We start from the raw sequence: 16,605 nt of genomic DNA, 5'->3' as shown, positions 1-16,605 counted from the left end.
TTGCTGCCAACCTTTGCCACCGACTGTTGACCTCAAGTTAACTTGAGGAAATAGAATCCTCCACGCTTGTACAGCCCTACGGGCCTCACGAGCGATCCTCAAACATTTTTTAACGATCTCGATCGAGTAATCGTCCCGAATACCCGGCGGGTACACGGAGCAATTGCAGTATGACTCCCATTCGGGAGTTCCAGAGAAAGTGACAGCGGGAGTAAAACGCATGGACAGTCTGAGAGAACCCAACACACGTCTGGCAGGCCGGTTGCGGGGCCTCGCCTTCGTGCTGCTGGTATCGGTGACCGCAGCCGGCTGCGATTCGCAGGGCCAGGCCCCGGAACACCAGATGCCACCGCCGGTCGTCAATGTGGCGGAAGTCATCGCGGAGCCGGTTACCCTGTGGGAATCCTTTAACGGCCGCGTGGTGGCGCCGGAAACCGTAGAGCTGCGCCCGCGCGTCAGCGGCTACATCGACAAGGTGGCCTTTGAAGAGGGCGAGCTGGTGCAGGCCGGCGACCTGCTGTTCCAGATAGACCCGCGCCCCTACCGGGCGCGGGCCCGCGCCGCCCGCGCGGAACTGGCCCGCGCCAAAAGCCAGCTGGCCCTGGCGAAAACCGAGGCCGGCCGCGCCAAGCCGCTGCTGGACAAGCGCGCCATCTCCCGAGAGGAATACGATCGGCGCGAGGCGACACTGGCCAGCGCAGAGGCCCAGGTCAGCGCCGCCCGCGCCGCGCTGGAATCCGCCGAACTGCAACTCAGCTATACCCGGGTCACCGCACCGGTCAGCGGCCGCACCGGCCGCGCCATGATCACGCGGGGCAACCTGGCCAGCGCCGACCAGACACTGCTGACAACCCTGGTGTCGGTGAACCCGATGCACGTCTACTTCGACGCAGACGAGCAGTCCGCGCTCGACAGCCAGCAAATACTCGACGCCGAAAGTGCCACTGCGGTGCGCATCGGGCTGGCCGGCGATTCCGGTTTTCCGTATCGCGGCACCCTCGACTTTATCGATAACCGCCTCGATCCGGGTACCGGCACACTGCAGTACCGCGCCGAACTCGCCAACCCGGAGGGCGCCTTCAGGCCGGGCCAGTTTGTACGCGTACAACTGCCGGTGGCAAAACTGGAGCAGGCCCTGCTGGTCAACCGCAAGGCGGTGCTGACGGACCAGGATCGCCGCTATGTCTTCGTGGTGGACGCCAACAACACGGCGGCGCGCCGCCAGATCACCCCGGGCCGCACCCAGGGCGAACTGCTGGTTATCCGCGACGGCCTGAATAGCGGCGACCGGGTGGTGGTCAGCGGTGTGCAGAAAATCTTTGCCGACGGTATGCCGGTGGAGCCGCAGCAAGTTGCGATGCGCAGTAGAGAGGCCGCTGTCGATACGGCGCTGGCTTCGGTGGGTCCCTGAGTTGGGCGACGACCGTTTCGTGGGACGGCGAAGCGCAGTGGCTCATAGCGGGTTCAGGGATTCGGTGCGCACGGCGCACCCTACACGGGCCAAAAGAAAACCGTTAGTTCCAGGGAACGAATTAACCGGCGGGCAGAAGCTCGCCGCGCAGGAGTATCGATCAACATGAATTTCTCCCGATTTTTTGTCGACAGGCCCATCTTCGCGGCGGTGCTGTCGATCATTATTTTCGCGGTGGGGCTGATCTCGATCCCGAATCTGCCCGTCAGCGAATACCCGGAGGTGGTACCGCCATCGGTGGTGGTGCGCACCGTCTATCCGGGTGCCAACCCCAAAGTGATTGCCGAAACCGTGGCCACGCCATTGGAGGAATCCATCAATGGCGTCGAGGGCATGATGTACCTCAAATCCGTGGCCGGCTCCGACGGCGTGCTGCAGATGACGGTGACCTTCCGCCCGGATATCGACGCCGAGGAAGCCACCGTGCGGGTACAGAACCGGGTCAGCCAGGCGCTGGCGCGGCTGCCCGAAGACGTGCGCCGCCAGGGCGTCACCACCCAGAAGCAGTCGCCCACCTTCCTGATGGTAGTGCACCTGACCTCGCCGGACGGCCGCTACGACACCCTTTACCTGCGCAACTACGCCCGCCTGCACGTGCGCGACGCACTGGCGCGGATCCGCGGTGTCGGTGACGCGCAGATATTCGGCGGCGGCGACTACGCCATGCGCGCCTGGCTGGACCCGGAAAAAATCGCCGCCCGCGGCCTCACCGCCAGCGACGTGGTGGGCGCCATGCGCGAGCAGAATATCCAGGTCTCCGCCGGCCAGCTCGGCGCCGAGCCCATCGCCAGCAGCGACTTCCTCACCCTGATCAACGCCCAGGGTCGCCTGCGCACCGTGGAAGAGTTCGGCGATATCGTGCTGGAGAGCGGCAGCGACGGCGAGATAGTGCGCCTGTCCGACGTCGCGCGGCTGGAACTCGGCGCCGGCGACTACACCCTGCGCGCACAGCTCGACAGCAAGGACGCGGTGGCCATCGGCATCTTCCAGGCACCCGGCGCCAATGCGCTGGAAATCCGCGAAAACGTCGTCGCCACCATGGACGAAATTTCCACCCGCTTCCCCGAAGGCGTGGAATACAAAACCGTCTACGACACCACCATCTTCGTCAGCGACTCCATCAAGGCCGTGATCAAGACACTGCTGGAAGCGATCCTGCTGGTGGTGCTGGTGGTGACCCTGTTCCTGCAGACCTGGCGCGCCTCCATCATCCCGCTGCTGGCAGTGCCGGTCTCCGTCGTGGGTACTTTCGCCGCCCTGTATCTGCTCGGCTACTCCATCAATACCCTGACCCTGTTCGGGTTGGTGCTGGCCATCGGTATCGTCGTCGACGACGCCATCGTCGTGGTCGAGAACGTCGAGCGAAATATCGAGGAGGGGCTGGCACCGCTCGCCGCCGCGCACCAGGCGATGAAAGAAGTCTCCGGGCCCATCATCGCCATCGGCCTGGTGCTGTGCGCAGTGTTCGTGCCCATGGCCTTCCTGTCCGGGGTTACCGGCCAGTTCTACCGCCAGTTTGCGGTGACCATCGCCATCTCCACGGTGATCTCCACCGTCAACTCGCTGACCCTGTCGCCGGCGCTGGCAGCCATGCTGCTGAAACCCCACAGCGCACCCAAGGACCGGCTGACGCGAATCATCGACAGACTGTTCGGCTGGGTATTCCGCCCGTTCAACCGCTTCTTCAACGCCAGTTCGAGAAAATATCGCGGCGGCGTGTCCCACTCGCTGCGCCGGCGCGGCGCGGTCTTCGCAGTCTACGCCGTGCTGCTGGCCGGCACCGGCCTGCTGTTCAAACTGGTGCCGCCGGGCTTTATCCCGGTGCAGGACAAGATGTACCTGATCGCCGGTGTGAAGCTGCCCGAAGGCGCCTCCCTCGAGCGCACCGACCGGCTGCTGCAGAAGGTCACCGACATCGCCATGGAAACCGAGGGCGTGGCCAACTCCGTCGCCTTCCCGGGCCTGAACGCGCTGCAGTTCACCAACACCTCCAATACCGGTGTGGTGTTCTTCCCGCTGAAACCGTTCGAGGAGCGCGAGCGCAGCGCGGCCGAAATCAACGCCGAGATCAACGGCAAGATCGCCGCGCTCAACGAAGGCTTTACCTTCTCCTTCATGCCGCCGCCGATCCAGGGCCTGGGCAACGGCTCCGGCTACCAGCTGTTTATCGAGGACCGCGCCAACCTGGGTTACGGTGAACTGCAGAATGCGGTCAACGCCTTCCAGGGCGCCGTGGCGCAGACGCCGGGCATGGGCTTCCCGATCACCAGCTACCAGGCCAATGTGCCGCAGCTGAACGCGGAAGTGGACCGCCTCAAGGCCAAGGCCCAGGGGGTACCGCTGACGGAACTGTTCGACACGCTGCAGACCTACCTGGGCTCCAGCTACGTCAACGACTTCAACCGTTTCGGCCGCACCTGGCAGGTAATCGCCCAGGCAGACGCGCCCTTCCGCGAGGATGTGGACGATATCCGCCGCCTGCGCACCCGCAATATCCACGGCGAGATGGTTCCCATCGGTTCGGTGGTGGATATCACCCGCGACTTCGGCCCCGACCCGGTGCTGCGCTACAACGGCTACCCGGCCGCAGACCTGGCCGGCGAAGCCGACCCGCGGGTACTGTCCTCCGCCCAGGCCATGGACGCACTGCAGCAGATTGCCGACGACGTCCTGCCCAACGGCATGACCATCGAGTGGACCGACCTCAGCTTCCAGCAGGCCACCCAGGGCGATGCCGCGCTGCTGGTGTTCCCGCTGGCCATCCTGTTGGTGTTCCTGGTCCTCGCGGCACTCTACGAGAGCTGGACCCTACCGCTGGCAGTGATCCTGATCGTGCCCATGTGCATGCTGTCGGCCCTGCTGGGCGTCTGGTTCACCGGTGGCGACAACAATATCTTCGTCCAGGTGGGGCTGGTGGTGCTGATTGCGCTGGCCTGTAAAAACGCCATCCTGATCGTGGAATTCGCCCGCGAACTGGAGCAGCACGAGGGCATGACGCCGGTGGAAGCGGCGCTGGAAGCCTGCCGCCTGCGGCTGCGCCCGATCGTGATGACCTCCATCACCTTTACCGCCGCCGTGGTACCGCTGGTACTGGGCTCCGGCGCCGGTGCAGAGGTCCGCCAGGCGCTGGGCATCGCCCTCTTCTTCGGCATGCTGGGCGTGACCCTGTTCGGCCTGTTCCTGACGCCGGTGTTCTACGTCGCGCTGCGCAAGCTGGCCGGGAAGTCCGGTCGCAACCGCCAGCCGGCAACCATTCCGGCAGAAGCGTAAACCGTCCGGGGCCTCGCCCCTCCCGCCCGGGAATCCCCCGGGCGTTCCTTTTCTCCCCCTCTCATAATCGTGCGGACATGGTTACACTGGAAGCGCCCGATACCCGCAAGCGAGAGGAACCCGGTGCGCAGATCCCGACTTACCACCCTGATTGCCGTGTTACTGCTGCTGGCAGCAGCCTGCTGGTGGGCCTGGCTGAACAGGGACCGCATTGCACCGAACCTCGTCAATCCGCTGCTGGAGGGCAGCCAGGTGGAATCGATCCGCGGTCTCGACCCGGGTTTCGGCGCCATGAGCCTGGAGCAGATTACCCTGACCCTGGAGAGCGGCTCGAAAATCGCCCTGCGCGATATCCATCTGCAGCGCCCCTTCGACCTGCTGTTCGGCGCCAGGGTAAACCGCAGCCATCTCACCATCGCCGAAGTCGGCTATCTTCCCGCGCCCCAGATCGCCGCCGCCGCACCGGCACCCGTCCCGGCCGGTGAAACGACAAGCGCGGCCCGGCAAGCGGCGGAGCCGGCACAGGCCGGGGCGCAACCGGGTGCCGAGGCACTGCGCCTCGGCGAACTGCTCGAGTTATTACAGAGATACCTCCCCGAACATATCCGCATCCCCGATCTCCGCTGGCTGGGCGGCCCCATCGAGCGGGGGCAACTGACGCTGGACCGGGACCACAAAAGCGGCAGCGTGGAATTGCAGCTGGCCAGCGAACAGCATCAATTGCGGCTGCAGCTGCGCCACCTGGACCGGGAACCCGAAGTGCAGGTGACTCTGCTCGCGGACACAGAGCGGGCCGCGACCCTGTCCGGCCAACTGAAGCGGCTCGATACAGAAAACTGGACGGCACAACTGCAACTCCAGTTGGCGCTCGGACAATTGCGCAGACTGCCACTGCCGCAGGCAGTATCCGAAGCCGTGGCCAACGCAAGCGGCAGCGCAGATGCCCGGCTGGCCATGCAGCTCCCGGATCGCCTGCTACACCTGGATGAGTACCGCAATATCCTTGTCGAGCTGTCCGCGGACAGGGCGACACTGGCGCTGCCCGAACCACTCCTCGGTGCGCCATTGGAACTCGTTTTCTCCACCCCGGGGGTCGCAACCGTGACCTTCGCCTCCCTGTCCCCATTCCGGCCCCGGGATATCGCCGGCGGCGGCCGCCTGACCCTGTCCACGGCATCCGGCGATACACCGCTGCTAAGTGCCGATATCGATACGCGGGTTTCCGGCGCGCAGCCGGTTATATCCCTGGCCGGCGAAATCCGTTTTGCGGCCCTCGAGCCGCTGCTACAGGCCGAACGCTGGCAATCGCTCGCCGGCGGCCTGCAACTGACTTCGCCCGAAGGCAGTGGCAGTTTCCGCGGCACGGCAAAACTGCAGCCCCTGGGGCAGATGACAGCGGGCAGCGCCCCCACAGTAAAAAATCTCGAATTTTCACTGTTGCCGGAGACCCGGCTCGGCCTGACCGCCGCGACAGGCGACAGTGACATCCCCGTTCTGGAACAACTCGGCTGGCCGCGTGCCATCGCCACACTGGCACTGAACGAGCCCCTGACGGTCTCCGCCGCCCAGTGGCCGGGCAGCATTTCACTGGCGGCGCCAGCGCTGGAGCTGGGCCTGCGGCCCGACGGCGATGACGCGCCGATTTCGGCACAAATCTCCGCACTGGAGTGCCGCATCGATACCGACCGCACCTGCAGACTCGACCTGGAAGCCGGAGCAGACAGGTTGGCACTACCTGCGCAGGAGCTGGAGGGGGAACAGGTCTCCCTGCATTCCCACCTGGAAGTCGACATACAACAACAGCAGACCGACCTGACTCTCGCGGATATGGCAATCGCCGCCGGCAACCTGCGCCGGCAGGCGTGGAAACTGGAAACCGTTTCCATACGCTCCCCGGAAGTGCACTGCTCGCTGGCAGCCAGTGGTATCGACTGCAGTGCGGATTCCATCACCACGACAACCGACGGCGCCAGCACCGACGGACTGGCAACCTCCGGCACGGTCGATCTGCAGGCCCTGTCCCTGTCCACCGCGGACAGCGGGGTACAGCTGGAGGCCCGGTACAGTTCGGATGATATCCACGCGCGGGTTCTGGAGCAGTATGCCTTCGATGCATCGATCCGCGGCCGCTTCAAACTGGCCGGCGACACGCTGCGGGGCGAGGGCACGTTGCAGGCCGGCGCGCTGCGGGCCGAAGCCGACTGGCACCACCAACTGGAGAGCGGGCGCGGCAGCGCCAGCTTCGATATACCGAGCGTGGAATTCAGCCGCGAAGCGCCACTCAGCGACTCCATCAGCGGCCTGCCGGCCGACCTGGTCGCGGGCAGTATCGGCGCCAGCGGACAGATTTCCTGGCCGCTGGGCAGCGCTAAGGGCGATCGACTGTCCCTGACCCTGGACCGGCTCGCCGCAACCTACGGCGACATGTTTGCCGTCGATGCCTCCGGTACCCTGGCGGCAGAACAACGGGACGGCCTCTGGGTCACCGGGTCGCCGCAACCGCTGACAGTGGGGTCCGTGGATGTCGGTGTTGCCATCGACGATATCCGCTTTGCACTCTCGCTGGATCGGCAGCGGAACCTGGAACTGATCGATCTCCGCGCCGAATTGCTCGGGGGCACACTGCGGTCCCCCCAACTGACCTGGAACCTGGACGGGGAAATGCGGCGCAGCGAAGCCCGGTTGGACGGCATTTCCCTGGAGCAACTCGCCGATGAAATGGAAGCTGAAAATTTTGCTGCCAGCGGTATCCTCGATCTGCGCATCCCACTGCTGACCGACGCGGACGGCGTGACCGTCGAGCAGGGGCGGGTGGAAGCCCGCCCGCCGGGCGGCCGCCTGCGCTACTACGGCGCCTTCTCCCCGTCCATGTTGTCCGGAAACCCACAGCTTAAACTGATCGCCGGCGCGCTGGAGGACTACAACTACCGCGAGCTGAGCGGCACCCTCGAATACCCCCCCAGCGGCGACATGCAGATGCAGCTGAAACTGGTGGGACGCAGTGACTCGGTAGCAGAGGACCGCGACCTGGTCATCAACCTGAACCTGGAGAACAATATCCCCGATATGCTGCGCTCGCTACAGGCCAGCCGCGACCTGACGGGGGCACTGGAGAAAGCGGTCAGTGAGCAATAACAGAGACGATTCACGGGGTATCGCCATGAATTCGGGGATTCAGGGTTCAGTTTGGGTTAAGCTAGTGGGCTTAGAATGCAAGGCAGCCTCCATCAAGGCTCTCGACATTCGACCCAGTCCCGCGGCGAGCGCGGGCGTCAGGTGTTTTAACGATTGAGGAAGGTCAGATGACAACCACCCGACTGCTTCCGCTGCTGCTGGCTGCCGCCGTGACGGCGGCGGGCTGCACGCCTACCGTTGCGGTACAGGCACCCAGCGAACCGATCACGGTCAATCTCAATGTCAAGATAGAGCACGAGATTCGCGTGAAGGTCGACAAGGAGCTCGACAACCTGTTCGAAGACAAAGAAGGTATTTTCTAAGGAGGCACACCGTGAAGACAGTAAAGACTGCCCTGCTCTGTTTGGGCCTCGCCATTGCCCTGCCAGCCATGGCCATCACCCTCGACCAGGCCCGCAACCAGGGGCTGGTGGGCGAGGCAAACAGTGGTTATATCGCCGTGGTGGGCCAGAGTTCACCGGAGCTGGAACAACTGGTGGCCCAGGTCAACGCCAAGCGCAAGGCCGCCTATGTCCGGATCGCCAAGCGCAACGACATTGCCGTGGCCCAGGTGGCTGCACGCGCGGCAGAGAAACTGGAAGCGAGGCTCTCCTCCGGTGACTACTACCAGGACAATCGCGGGCGTTGGGCACAGAAGTAACGACTGCGTATTACAAAAAAGCCCGCGAAGAGAGCCTTCTCTTCGCGGGCTTTTTTGTTTCTTTTTTTACCTGTCGTCGCTGATTACAGGTTTGCAAACAGGGAGTGGCTGTCCAGGCCCTGCTTTTCCATCACCTCGCGCAGGCGCTTGAGGGCATCCACCTGGATCTGGCGAACACGCTCCCGCGTCAGTCCGATTTCCCGCCCGACTTCCTCCAGGGTACTGGCCTCGTAGCCGCGCAGACCGAAACGGCGCGATACCACTTCGCACTGCTTGTCCGGCAGTTCTCCCAACCAGCGGTTGATGCTGTCGAACAGGTCGGTGTCCTGCAGCAGTTCCGCCGGGTCGGATTCCTGTTGGTCCGGTATGGTATCCACCACGGTCTTCTCGGAGGACGGACCGATGGGCGTATCCACGGAAGTGACGCGCTCATTGAGCCCCAGCATGCGCTCCACATCTTCCACCGGCTTTTCCAGCAGAGAGGCAATCTCTTCCGCCGAGGGCTCGTGGTCCAGTTTCTGCGCCAGTTCGCGGGAGGCCCGCAGGTAGACGTTCAGTTCCTTTACGACATGGATCGGCAGACGGATCGTGCGGGTCTGGTTCATGATCGCCCGCTCAATAGTCTGTCGAATCCACCAGGTGGCGTAGGTAGAGAAGCGGAAACCCCGTTCCGGATCAAATTTTTCCACCGCACGGATCAGGCCGAGATTGCCCTCCTCGATCAGATCCAGTAGCGCGAGACCGCGACTGACGTACCGGCGGGCAATCTTGACCACCAGGCGCAGGTTACTTTCAATCATGCGTTTTCGCGCTGCCGCATCGCCGCGCAAGGCCTTGCGGGCGTAGTACACCTCTTCCTCAGCGGTCAGCAGTGGGGAAAAACCGATCTCATTCAGATACAACTGGGTGGCGTCGAGATTTTTCTGCAGGTGACTGTCGGTTTCCGACTTGCGTTCCCGCGCCTTCAGGGGGGTGGGTTCGGAGCTTTTCTTTGTCGCCGCTCTCCGGGTGCGGCCCTTCGATTTGTCCTCTGTTTTATCTACTTGACGTTCATTGTTTAACTCTGGAGGAAGTTCTGCCTGGCCGGCGACTACCCGATCTTGCCGATGTGCTTCCATTTCCCCAACTCCTTGTACTTTGCCAATGTCAGCCGCACTGCTGCTGGACCCCAGCCCGGGGGCTGCGGTCAGTGCGACAGCCTCCGGCGTCGCTTTGACCTTGCGATCGTCACGATTCCGGTGACTACCTCAAGTGGTACAAATTAAAAGTCCATTTTTATCTGCAGAACCTCCGGACGCCCTGGCCGGGCTATGGCAGATAGGTTTCGGGATTCACCGGCTGGCCGTTGCGGCGAATTTCAAAGTGGAGCTTGTTGCGGTCGGTACCACTCGAACCCAGTTCCGCTATCCGTTGCCCCGCCTTGACTTCGCTGCCCTCACGCACAAGCAACTTGTGGTTGTGAGCATAAGCACTGAGGAATTCCTCGCTGTGCTTGACGATCAGCAGTTTTCCGTAGCCTCTCAGCGCACTACCCGCGTAGATCACGGTGCCATTGGCTGCTGCGAGTACAGAGTCTCCCTTTTCCCCGGCGATATCAACACCCTTTCTCAGGGGATCCCCGGAGCGGAAACGGCTGATGACCTGCCCCTCGGTCGGCCACTGCCACCGGATGTTCCCCGATGAAACACGTGCACGCGGCTTCCGCGTCTTCTTGGGTGTTAATGATTTTTGACTGGAAGCCGGTTTTGTCCTGGCCGGGGCTTTCTTTCGGGAGGGCGCGGGAGACGACTTCCGGACCGGGCGGGGCGCCGCCACAACCGGGGCGCGCCCGGCCAGCTGCAACTTCTGACCGGGGTATATCTGGTAGGGGGCCGCTATGCCGTTGACTGCTGCAATATCCCGGAAATCCTTGCCATAGCGCCAGGCGATGGAATAGAGGGTCTCGCCGCTGCTGACGATATGATGGCGGATCCGCTGGCTCGGCGGCTGCTCCAGGGAACTGGTGGGTGCGCGGTGGCTGGCGCACCCCGCCACCAGGAGGAAAACCCAAGCAATGATAAATATTTTTAACATAAAATCCGGGTACCAGCGAGAGCCAAGCGAATTAGCCCGCCAGGATATGGATTCAAACTGTTGAAAGGGACGACATTTCATTATTCTCTTTTTACATCAGACGGCCAGATTTATGGAAAAAGTGTCTAAAAAAATATCCTGAAACCGGGCCGAAAGTCTTTAGAAAAGGCTGCCATTCCGACCTTGTCCAGATCGGAATCCGGCGGGCTCCCGCGCAATGCCCTTTAACTGTGCGCAGAGCGGTATTTTTCCCCCAGGAAATCCACCAACAACACCAGCGCCGCCGCGGACACCGCCGCAGCGAGTGCCGGAACCAGATGGGCCGATTCACCGGTCGCGCTGGCGTAGCTCCCGGGCCAGGAGTTCGACATCAGCGGCGCCAGTTTGTCCCCGGCGGCCGCGGCTTCGCCCAGCGGCAACTTCCACGGCCACACGATCTTCAGGCTACCCAGTAACACGCCCGCCAGAAAAGCCAGGGTGCGGGAGATATACCGGCGCATCAAGCAGGACAACAGGCGGCTGAACAACATCAGGCCGACTGCGGCACCGCTGGCAAAACAGAACAGGTTGAGCAGTTGCAGTTCGTGCACCGCCGCCAACACCCGCGGATAGATGCCGATCATCAACAGGATAAAGGCGCCGGAAATCCCCGGCAGTATCATTGCGCAGATCGCCAGCGCACCGGAGAAAAACAGGGTCAGCGGTGTGGCCGGGACCTGTGCCGGCCGCATTTCACTGACTGCTACAGCCAGCAGTACTCCCAGGGCAAGGCACACGAACACCGATGGCGAGCGGCGCGGAATCTGCCGCAGGATCGGCACTGTGGAGGCCAGTATCAGGCCAAAGAAGAAGCTCCACACCACGATCGGATAGTTTTCCAGCAGGTGGCTGATCAGGGTGGCGAGGCTGAAGATACTGAGCAGGATGCCGGCGAACAGCGCCAGCAGGAAGTTGCCATTGACGGTCTTCCAGGCCACGCCGATTCCGTGGCGGCGCAACACGGTCAGGGTGTGCGGGCCAATGCTGCTGAGGGAATCCAGCAACTCCTGGTAGATCCCGGTGATAAACGCGATGGTGCCGCCGGAGACACCGGGCACCACATCCGCCGCCCCCATGGCCATGCCCCGCGCAGCCACCGACCAGTAGCGATGCCGCAACAGTCCCCGCGACGTCATCGGACCACTCCGCCGAGCAGGGGCACAAAGCGCACGGCCTCCAGCCGCTCCACATCAAACTTGTCGCTGTCCTCGCGCCGGCTGACGATGGTCAGGTGCTGGCGATCGGAGCCGACGGGCAACACCAGCACACCGCTGGGGGCCAGTTGCTCCTTCAGCTCAGCGGGCACCGAGGCGGGCGCCGCGGCCGCCAGGATGGCGTCGTAGGGCCCCTTTTCCGGCCAGCCGAAACCGCCGCTGCTGAGCTTGCATTCGACGTTGTACAGGTCCAGCTCCCGCAGGCGCCGGCGCGCCTTGTCCAGCAGGGGGCCAATGCGCTCGACCGAATAGAGATTGTCCACCAGGCGCGCCAGTATCGCCGTCTGGTAGCCGGAGCCGGTACCCACTTCCAATACCCGGTGCAGGGATTTGGCGCGGCTCAGCAGCAGCTCGGTCATGCGCGCAACGATATAGGGCTGGGAGATGGTCTGGCCGTAGCCGATGGGCAGGGAGGTATCCTCGTAGGCGCGGATCGCCAGCGCCTCGTCCAGGAACAGGTGGCGCGGTGTGGACGCCATCACGTCCAGCACGGTTTCGTTTGCGATGCCCTCGTCCCGCAACCTCTGGATCAGGCGGTTGCGGGTACGCTGGGAGGTCATTCCCAGGCCTTCACGTTTCAAGTGGTCCATATTCTTTTATTGTTCCAACTTCACCGGTGCGCACGGCGCACCCTACGCAACTGACGGGCTTCCGGCCCGAGCCTCCCGGGCAGATTCTATGTGGCGCCGGAACCGTTGGCCAGCACTGCCACTTCCCGCAGCACGGCAGTGGCGAAGGTCCCCGGTGGCAGCGCGAAGCGCAACACCAGATCCTCTTCCGGCCACTCGTACTCGAAGGCCGCCGGCTGCAACAGCAGCGGTCGCCGCTCCTGCTGCAGGCCACAGTGCTCCAGCCAGTCGCACCAGGCGCGCCAGGGCCCGGTCACCCGCTGTTCCAGTTCCGCCACCACATCCGCGGCGGGATTGCGGCCGCGGCCCCACAGCGGACCGCTGGGCTGCACGTCCGGCTCGCCGGCCAGCGGCTGCTGCCAGTTCTGCATCCGCACCCGCTCCGCCAGCACCAGGTTGAACAGCCAGCTGCGGGCGGCGGACATGGCGAAGGCCCTGTCGCTGCGGCGGCTGCGACCGCCCTCCTCCGCCAGCCGGCGCGCCGTGTCCAGGTTGCCGCCGGCGCGGCCGAAACGCTGCTCGCCGAAGTAATTGGGCACTCCGCCGGCAAGCCGCGCCAGAACTCGTTCCGCCGCCTCGCGGTCGCCGCGGATATTGCGCAGGCGGATGGCGAAACGGTTGCCGCCGTGTTCGCCGCGGCGCAGTTTGCGCGGCCCGCGATGGTGTTGCAGCAGCGCAATTTCATCGCTGTTGACCGGCGTCCAATCCGGTTCCGGCTTCCGGCCCAGCCAGACACTGAACCATTGGGTGGTTACCGCGTGCCGGTCCTTGAGACCGTAGTAACCGACATCCTGATTGCGCACGCCGGCCAACTGCGCCAGCTGCTGTGCCACCCAGCCGGTGTTGGCACCGCGCTTGCGGATCTGCAGGTAGACGTGCTCACCGTCGGCGAGCGGCGGCGCGGCCAGTTCGTCGACGACAAAATCTTCGGCAACGGAACGGAAGTCGCCCTCGATGGCGGCGCCGCCCAGCGCCCGCGGCCAGTCGAGTGCCTGTGTCCAGTCGGTGGGGGAATCAGTCATCGGCACGCTCGAGCAGGACCGTCGCCTGGGCGGCAATGCCCTCGCCGCGGCCGGTAAAACCGAGGCGCTCACTGGTGGTGGCCTTGACGCTGGCCGCACCGATCTCCACCCCGCAGTCGGCGGCGATATTCGCGCGCATGGCATCGATATGCGGCGCCATCTTCGGCGCCTGGGCGATCAGGGTACAGTCGGCATTCACCAACCGATAGCCGCGCCCGGCGACCAGGCCCATCACATGGCGCAACAGCGCGCGGCTGTCGGCGTCGGCGTACTCTGCGTCCGTATCCGGGAAGTGGTGGCCGATATCACCCATGGCGAGTGCCCCCAGCAGTGCATCCGCCAGCGCGTGCAACAGCACATCGCCATCGGAGTGGGCTTGCAGGCCCCGCCGATGCGGGATCCTGACCCCACCCAGAATGACACAATCACCGCAATCGCCCTCGCCGGAGCGGAAGGCATGTACATCAAAGCCCTGGCCGATGCGAAAGCGCACTAGCGTTTGTCCTCGGTGGCGGCATGGCGCAGACGCAGGATGGTCTCCGCCAGCAGGATATCGGTGGGATGCGTGACCTTGAGGTTGTCCCGGCGCCCCGGCACCAGTTGCGGCCGGTGACCGTACAGCTCCAGTGCGCCGGCCTCGTCGGTGATCGGCTCGCCCCGCTGCAGCGCCTTGCGAAGACAGTCGTGCAGCAGCGCCAGCGGCGCGCGCTGTGGTGTCTGCGCCAGCCAGATGGATTCGCGCTCCAGGGTGCTGTCGACCACTGTGCCGCCATTCTCGATACGGCTGCGCTTGACGGTATCGCTGGCCGGTTGCGCCAACAGCGCGATGGAATCCGCCCGCAGCAGCGCCTCGATATCCTCCAGCGCGACACAGGGGCGCGCGGCATCGTGCACCAGCACCGGTATTTCGGGGGCCTCGCGGGTAGCGAGAAAATTCAGCGCGGACAGTACGGAGTCCGCGCGCTCGGCACCGCCGGTCACCCGGTGTACCAGCGGATGCTCCGCTTCCGGCAGGTGGGGAAACCAGCTGTCGTCGTCGGACACGGCCACCACGACACCGGCAATACCGGGCCAGGTCAGGATATTGCGCAATGTCAGCGACAACAGCGGCCGGCCCAATACCGGCAGATACTGCTTGGGCCGGTCGGCGCCCATGCGCCGGCCGACGCCGGCCGCGGGCACCACAACCCAGTAGCCACTGGTGAGAGTCGCGCTGGTCACTCTTTGGACTCCTCCGGGTCGAGAAAGATAAACAGGGTTTCGTCCTCCTTGATCAACCCCAGGTCGTAGCGGGCCTTGGCCTCGACACCGTCGGTGCCTTGCTTGAGGCTGCGCACCTCGCGCAGTAACTGGCGGTTGGCGCGCGCCAGCGCAGAGTTTTTTTCCTGCTGCTGAACCAGCTCCCGCTTCAGCCGGGTGACTTCCGCCAGGCTGCCCTCACCCACCCAGAGGCGGTACTGGGTAACGAGCAGCATGATGGTGAGAATTGCCAACAGCCAGCGCATGCGGCGTCCCTATAAACGCGGAATGCGGAACGCGGAACGCGGAACATCAAACCCCGCACCGGCAGAGGCGCATTCATTCCGCATTTACTTGATCTCTGCGCGGCCGCGGTACGGGGCGGAGCCATCCAGCTCGGCTTCGATACGCAGCAGGCGGTTGTACTTGGCCACGCGGTCGGAGCGGCTCAGTGAACCGGTCTTGATCTGGCCCGCGGCGGTGGCGACGGCCAGGTCGGCGATGGTGGTGTCCTCGGTCTCGCCGGAACGGTGGGAGATCACCGCGGTGTAGCCGGCGTCTTTGGCCATCTTGATTGCATCCAGGGTCTCGCTCAGGGAGCCGATCTGGTTGAACTTGATCAGGATAGAGTTGCCCACGCCCTTGTCGATGCCTTCCTTCAGGATTTTGGTATTGGTCACGAACAGGTCGTCGCCCACCAGTTGCACCTTATCGCCGATCTTGTCGGTGAGGATTTTCCAGCCGTCCCAGTCGCTCTCGTCCATACCGTCTTCGATGGAAAGAATCGGGTAGCTGTCGGCCAGTTGCGCCAGGTAGTCGGCGAAGCCGGCGCTGTCGAACACTTTACCTTCGCCGGCGAGGTCGTACTTGCCGTCTTTGTAGAATTCGGAGGAGGCGCAGTCCAAGGCGAGAGTGATGTCGTCACCGAGTTTGTAACCGGCTTGCTCTACCGCTTCGGCGATCACTTTCAGTGCGCTTTCATTCGACGGCAGGTCCGGGGCGAAGCCGCCCTCATCGCCAACGGCGGTGTTCAGGCCCTGGGCGGACAGCACTTTTTTCAGGGAGTGGAAGATCTCGGCACCCTGGCGCAGGGCTTCGGAGAAGGTCTCGACCTTGACGGGCTGGATCATGAATTCCTGGATATCCACATTGTTGTCGGCGTGCTCGCCGCCATTGAGGATATTCATCATGGGAACCGGCATGCTGTACTGGCTGGCGGTGCCGTTCAGCTCGGCGATGTGCTGGTACAACGGAATTTTCCTGGAAACGGCCGCCGCCTTGGCCGCGGCCAGGGAAACCGCCAGGATGGCGTTGGCGCCCAGCACGGATTTGTTGTCGGTGCCATCGGCGTCGATCATCGCCTTGTCCAGCGCGCGCTGGTCGGTCGCGTCCATGCCCTTCAGCAGGCCAGCGATGGTGGTGTTGATATTGTCAACGGCCTTCAGCACGCCCTTGCCCAGGTAACGGCTCTTGTCGCCGTCGCGCAGTTCCAGCGCTTCGCGGGAACCGGTGGAGGCACCGGACGGGGCACAGGCGGAACCGACGGATCCGTCTTCCAGGATTACGTCGGCTTCGACCGTCGGGTTACCGCGGGAATCCAGTACTTCGTAGGCTTTTACGGCGGCGATTTTGCTCATTTAACAAGGGCTCCATGTTTTATTGAGTGATGAATGGCTAATTGGTGTTGTTTGCCTGTAACTACCGGCGCAGGTGGCAAAGCTGCACTTGTAGGAGCCTGCCCTGCAGGCGAACGGCGGCGGAGACCCCGTTCCCTTTTCGCCTGCAGGGCAGGCTCCTACGGCCCTTCCAGAAA

At 63.8% G+C, this 16,605-nt stretch carries 14 protein-coding genes; 5 read left to right on the top strand and 9 right to left on the bottom strand.

The genetic code is table 11. The features are described 5' to 3' along the window. Window positions 1-220 precede the first annotated feature (220 nt). The 5 genes from MWN76_RS17465 to MWN76_RS17445 all read left to right on the top strand — a co-directional run bounded on the left by MWN76_RS17465 (window position 221) and on the right by MWN76_RS17445 (window position 8,576). Window positions 221-1,411, top strand: a complete 1,191-nt coding sequence (locus MWN76_RS17465; RefSeq protein ID WP_250463792.1) for an efflux RND transporter periplasmic adaptor subunit — start codon at window positions 221-223, stop codon at window positions 1,409-1,411. 165 nt (window positions 1,412-1,576) lie between these two features. Continuing rightward, on the top strand, window positions 1,577-4,741 hold the full coding sequence (locus tag MWN76_RS17460; protein ID WP_250463789.1) for an efflux RND transporter permease subunit: 3,165 nt from the start codon (window positions 1,577-1,579) through the stop codon (window positions 4,739-4,741). Between the two features lie 123 nt (window positions 4,742-4,864). After that, a complete protein-coding gene (locus MWN76_RS21220; protein WP_250463785.1) occupies window positions 4,865-7,876 on the top strand; it encodes an intermembrane phospholipid transport YdbH family protein in 3,012 nt (1,003 codons plus the stop codon). 167 nt (window positions 7,877-8,043) lie between these two features. Continuing rightward, a complete protein-coding gene (locus MWN76_RS17450) occupies window positions 8,044-8,238 on the top strand; it encodes a YnbE family lipoprotein (protein ID WP_250463782.1) in 195 nt (64 codons plus the stop codon). Between the two features lie 11 nt (window positions 8,239-8,249). Further along, on the top strand, window positions 8,250-8,576 hold the full coding sequence (locus tag MWN76_RS17445; RefSeq protein ID WP_250463779.1) for a YdbL family probable chaperone protein: 327 nt from the start codon (window positions 8,250-8,252) through the stop codon (window positions 8,574-8,576). Window positions 8,577-8,659: 83 nt separating this feature from the next. On the opposite strand, the gene rpoS is transcribed toward MWN76_RS17445, so the two are convergent. The 9 genes from rpoS to eno form a co-directional block, all read right to left on the bottom strand. After that, window positions 8,660-9,694, bottom strand: a complete 1,035-nt coding sequence (gene rpoS / locus MWN76_RS17440; protein WP_250463776.1) for an RNA polymerase sigma factor RpoS — start codon at window positions 9,692-9,694, stop codon at window positions 8,660-8,662. Between the two features lie 190 nt (window positions 9,695-9,884). Next, on the bottom strand, window positions 9,885-10,649 hold the full coding sequence (locus MWN76_RS17435; RefSeq protein ID WP_250463774.1) for a peptidoglycan DD-metalloendopeptidase family protein: 765 nt from the start codon (window positions 10,647-10,649) through the stop codon (window positions 9,885-9,887). Between the two features lie 224 nt (window positions 10,650-10,873). Then, window positions 10,874-11,824, bottom strand: a complete 951-nt coding sequence (locus MWN76_RS17430) for a DUF368 domain-containing protein (protein WP_250463772.1) — start codon at window positions 11,822-11,824, stop codon at window positions 10,874-10,876. Beyond that, entirely contained in the window at window positions 11,821-12,492 is a 672-nt protein-coding gene (locus MWN76_RS17425; RefSeq protein WP_250463770.1) for a protein-L-isoaspartate(D-aspartate) O-methyltransferase, read from the bottom strand. Before MWN76_RS17425 ends, MWN76_RS17430 begins: the two co-directional genes overlap by 4 nt. Window positions 12,493-12,578: 86 nt before the next feature. Then, window positions 12,579-13,553, bottom strand: coding sequence for a tRNA pseudouridine(13) synthase TruD (truD, locus tag MWN76_RS17420; RefSeq protein WP_250463769.1), 975 nt, complete (start codon window positions 13,551-13,553; stop codon window positions 12,579-12,581). Next, entirely contained in the window at window positions 13,546-14,046 is a 501-nt protein-coding gene (ispF, locus tag MWN76_RS17415) for a 2-C-methyl-D-erythritol 2,4-cyclodiphosphate synthase (protein WP_250463766.1), read from the bottom strand. The genes truD and ispF overlap by 8 nt, the downstream gene beginning before the upstream one ends. Then, a complete protein-coding gene (ispD, locus tag MWN76_RS17410; protein WP_250463763.1) occupies window positions 14,046-14,774 on the bottom strand; it encodes a 2-C-methyl-D-erythritol 4-phosphate cytidylyltransferase in 729 nt (242 codons plus the stop codon). Before ispD ends, ispF begins: the two co-directional genes overlap by 1 nt. Beyond that, the gene (locus MWN76_RS17405) at window positions 14,771-15,058 is read right to left on the bottom strand and encodes a septum formation initiator family protein (RefSeq protein WP_250463761.1); all 288 of its coding nucleotides are present in this window, start codon (window positions 15,056-15,058) and stop codon (window positions 14,771-14,773) included. The genes ispD and MWN76_RS17405 overlap by 4 nt, the downstream gene beginning before the upstream one ends. A gap of 84 nt (window positions 15,059-15,142) precedes the next feature. After that, on the bottom strand, window positions 15,143-16,429 hold the full coding sequence (gene eno / locus MWN76_RS17400) for a phosphopyruvate hydratase (RefSeq protein ID WP_250463759.1): 1,287 nt from the start codon (window positions 16,427-16,429) through the stop codon (window positions 15,143-15,145). Between the last annotated feature and the right edge of the window lie 176 nt (window positions 16,430-16,605).

The sequence above is a fragment of the Microbulbifer litoralis genome (assembly GCF_023634065.1).
GTDB classification, from domain to species: domain Bacteria; phylum Pseudomonadota; class Gammaproteobacteria; order Pseudomonadales; family Cellvibrionaceae; genus Microbulbifer; species Microbulbifer litoralis.
Note: the sequence above shows the minus strand (reverse complement) of the source record. Positions and strands in the feature narration are given on the sequence as shown.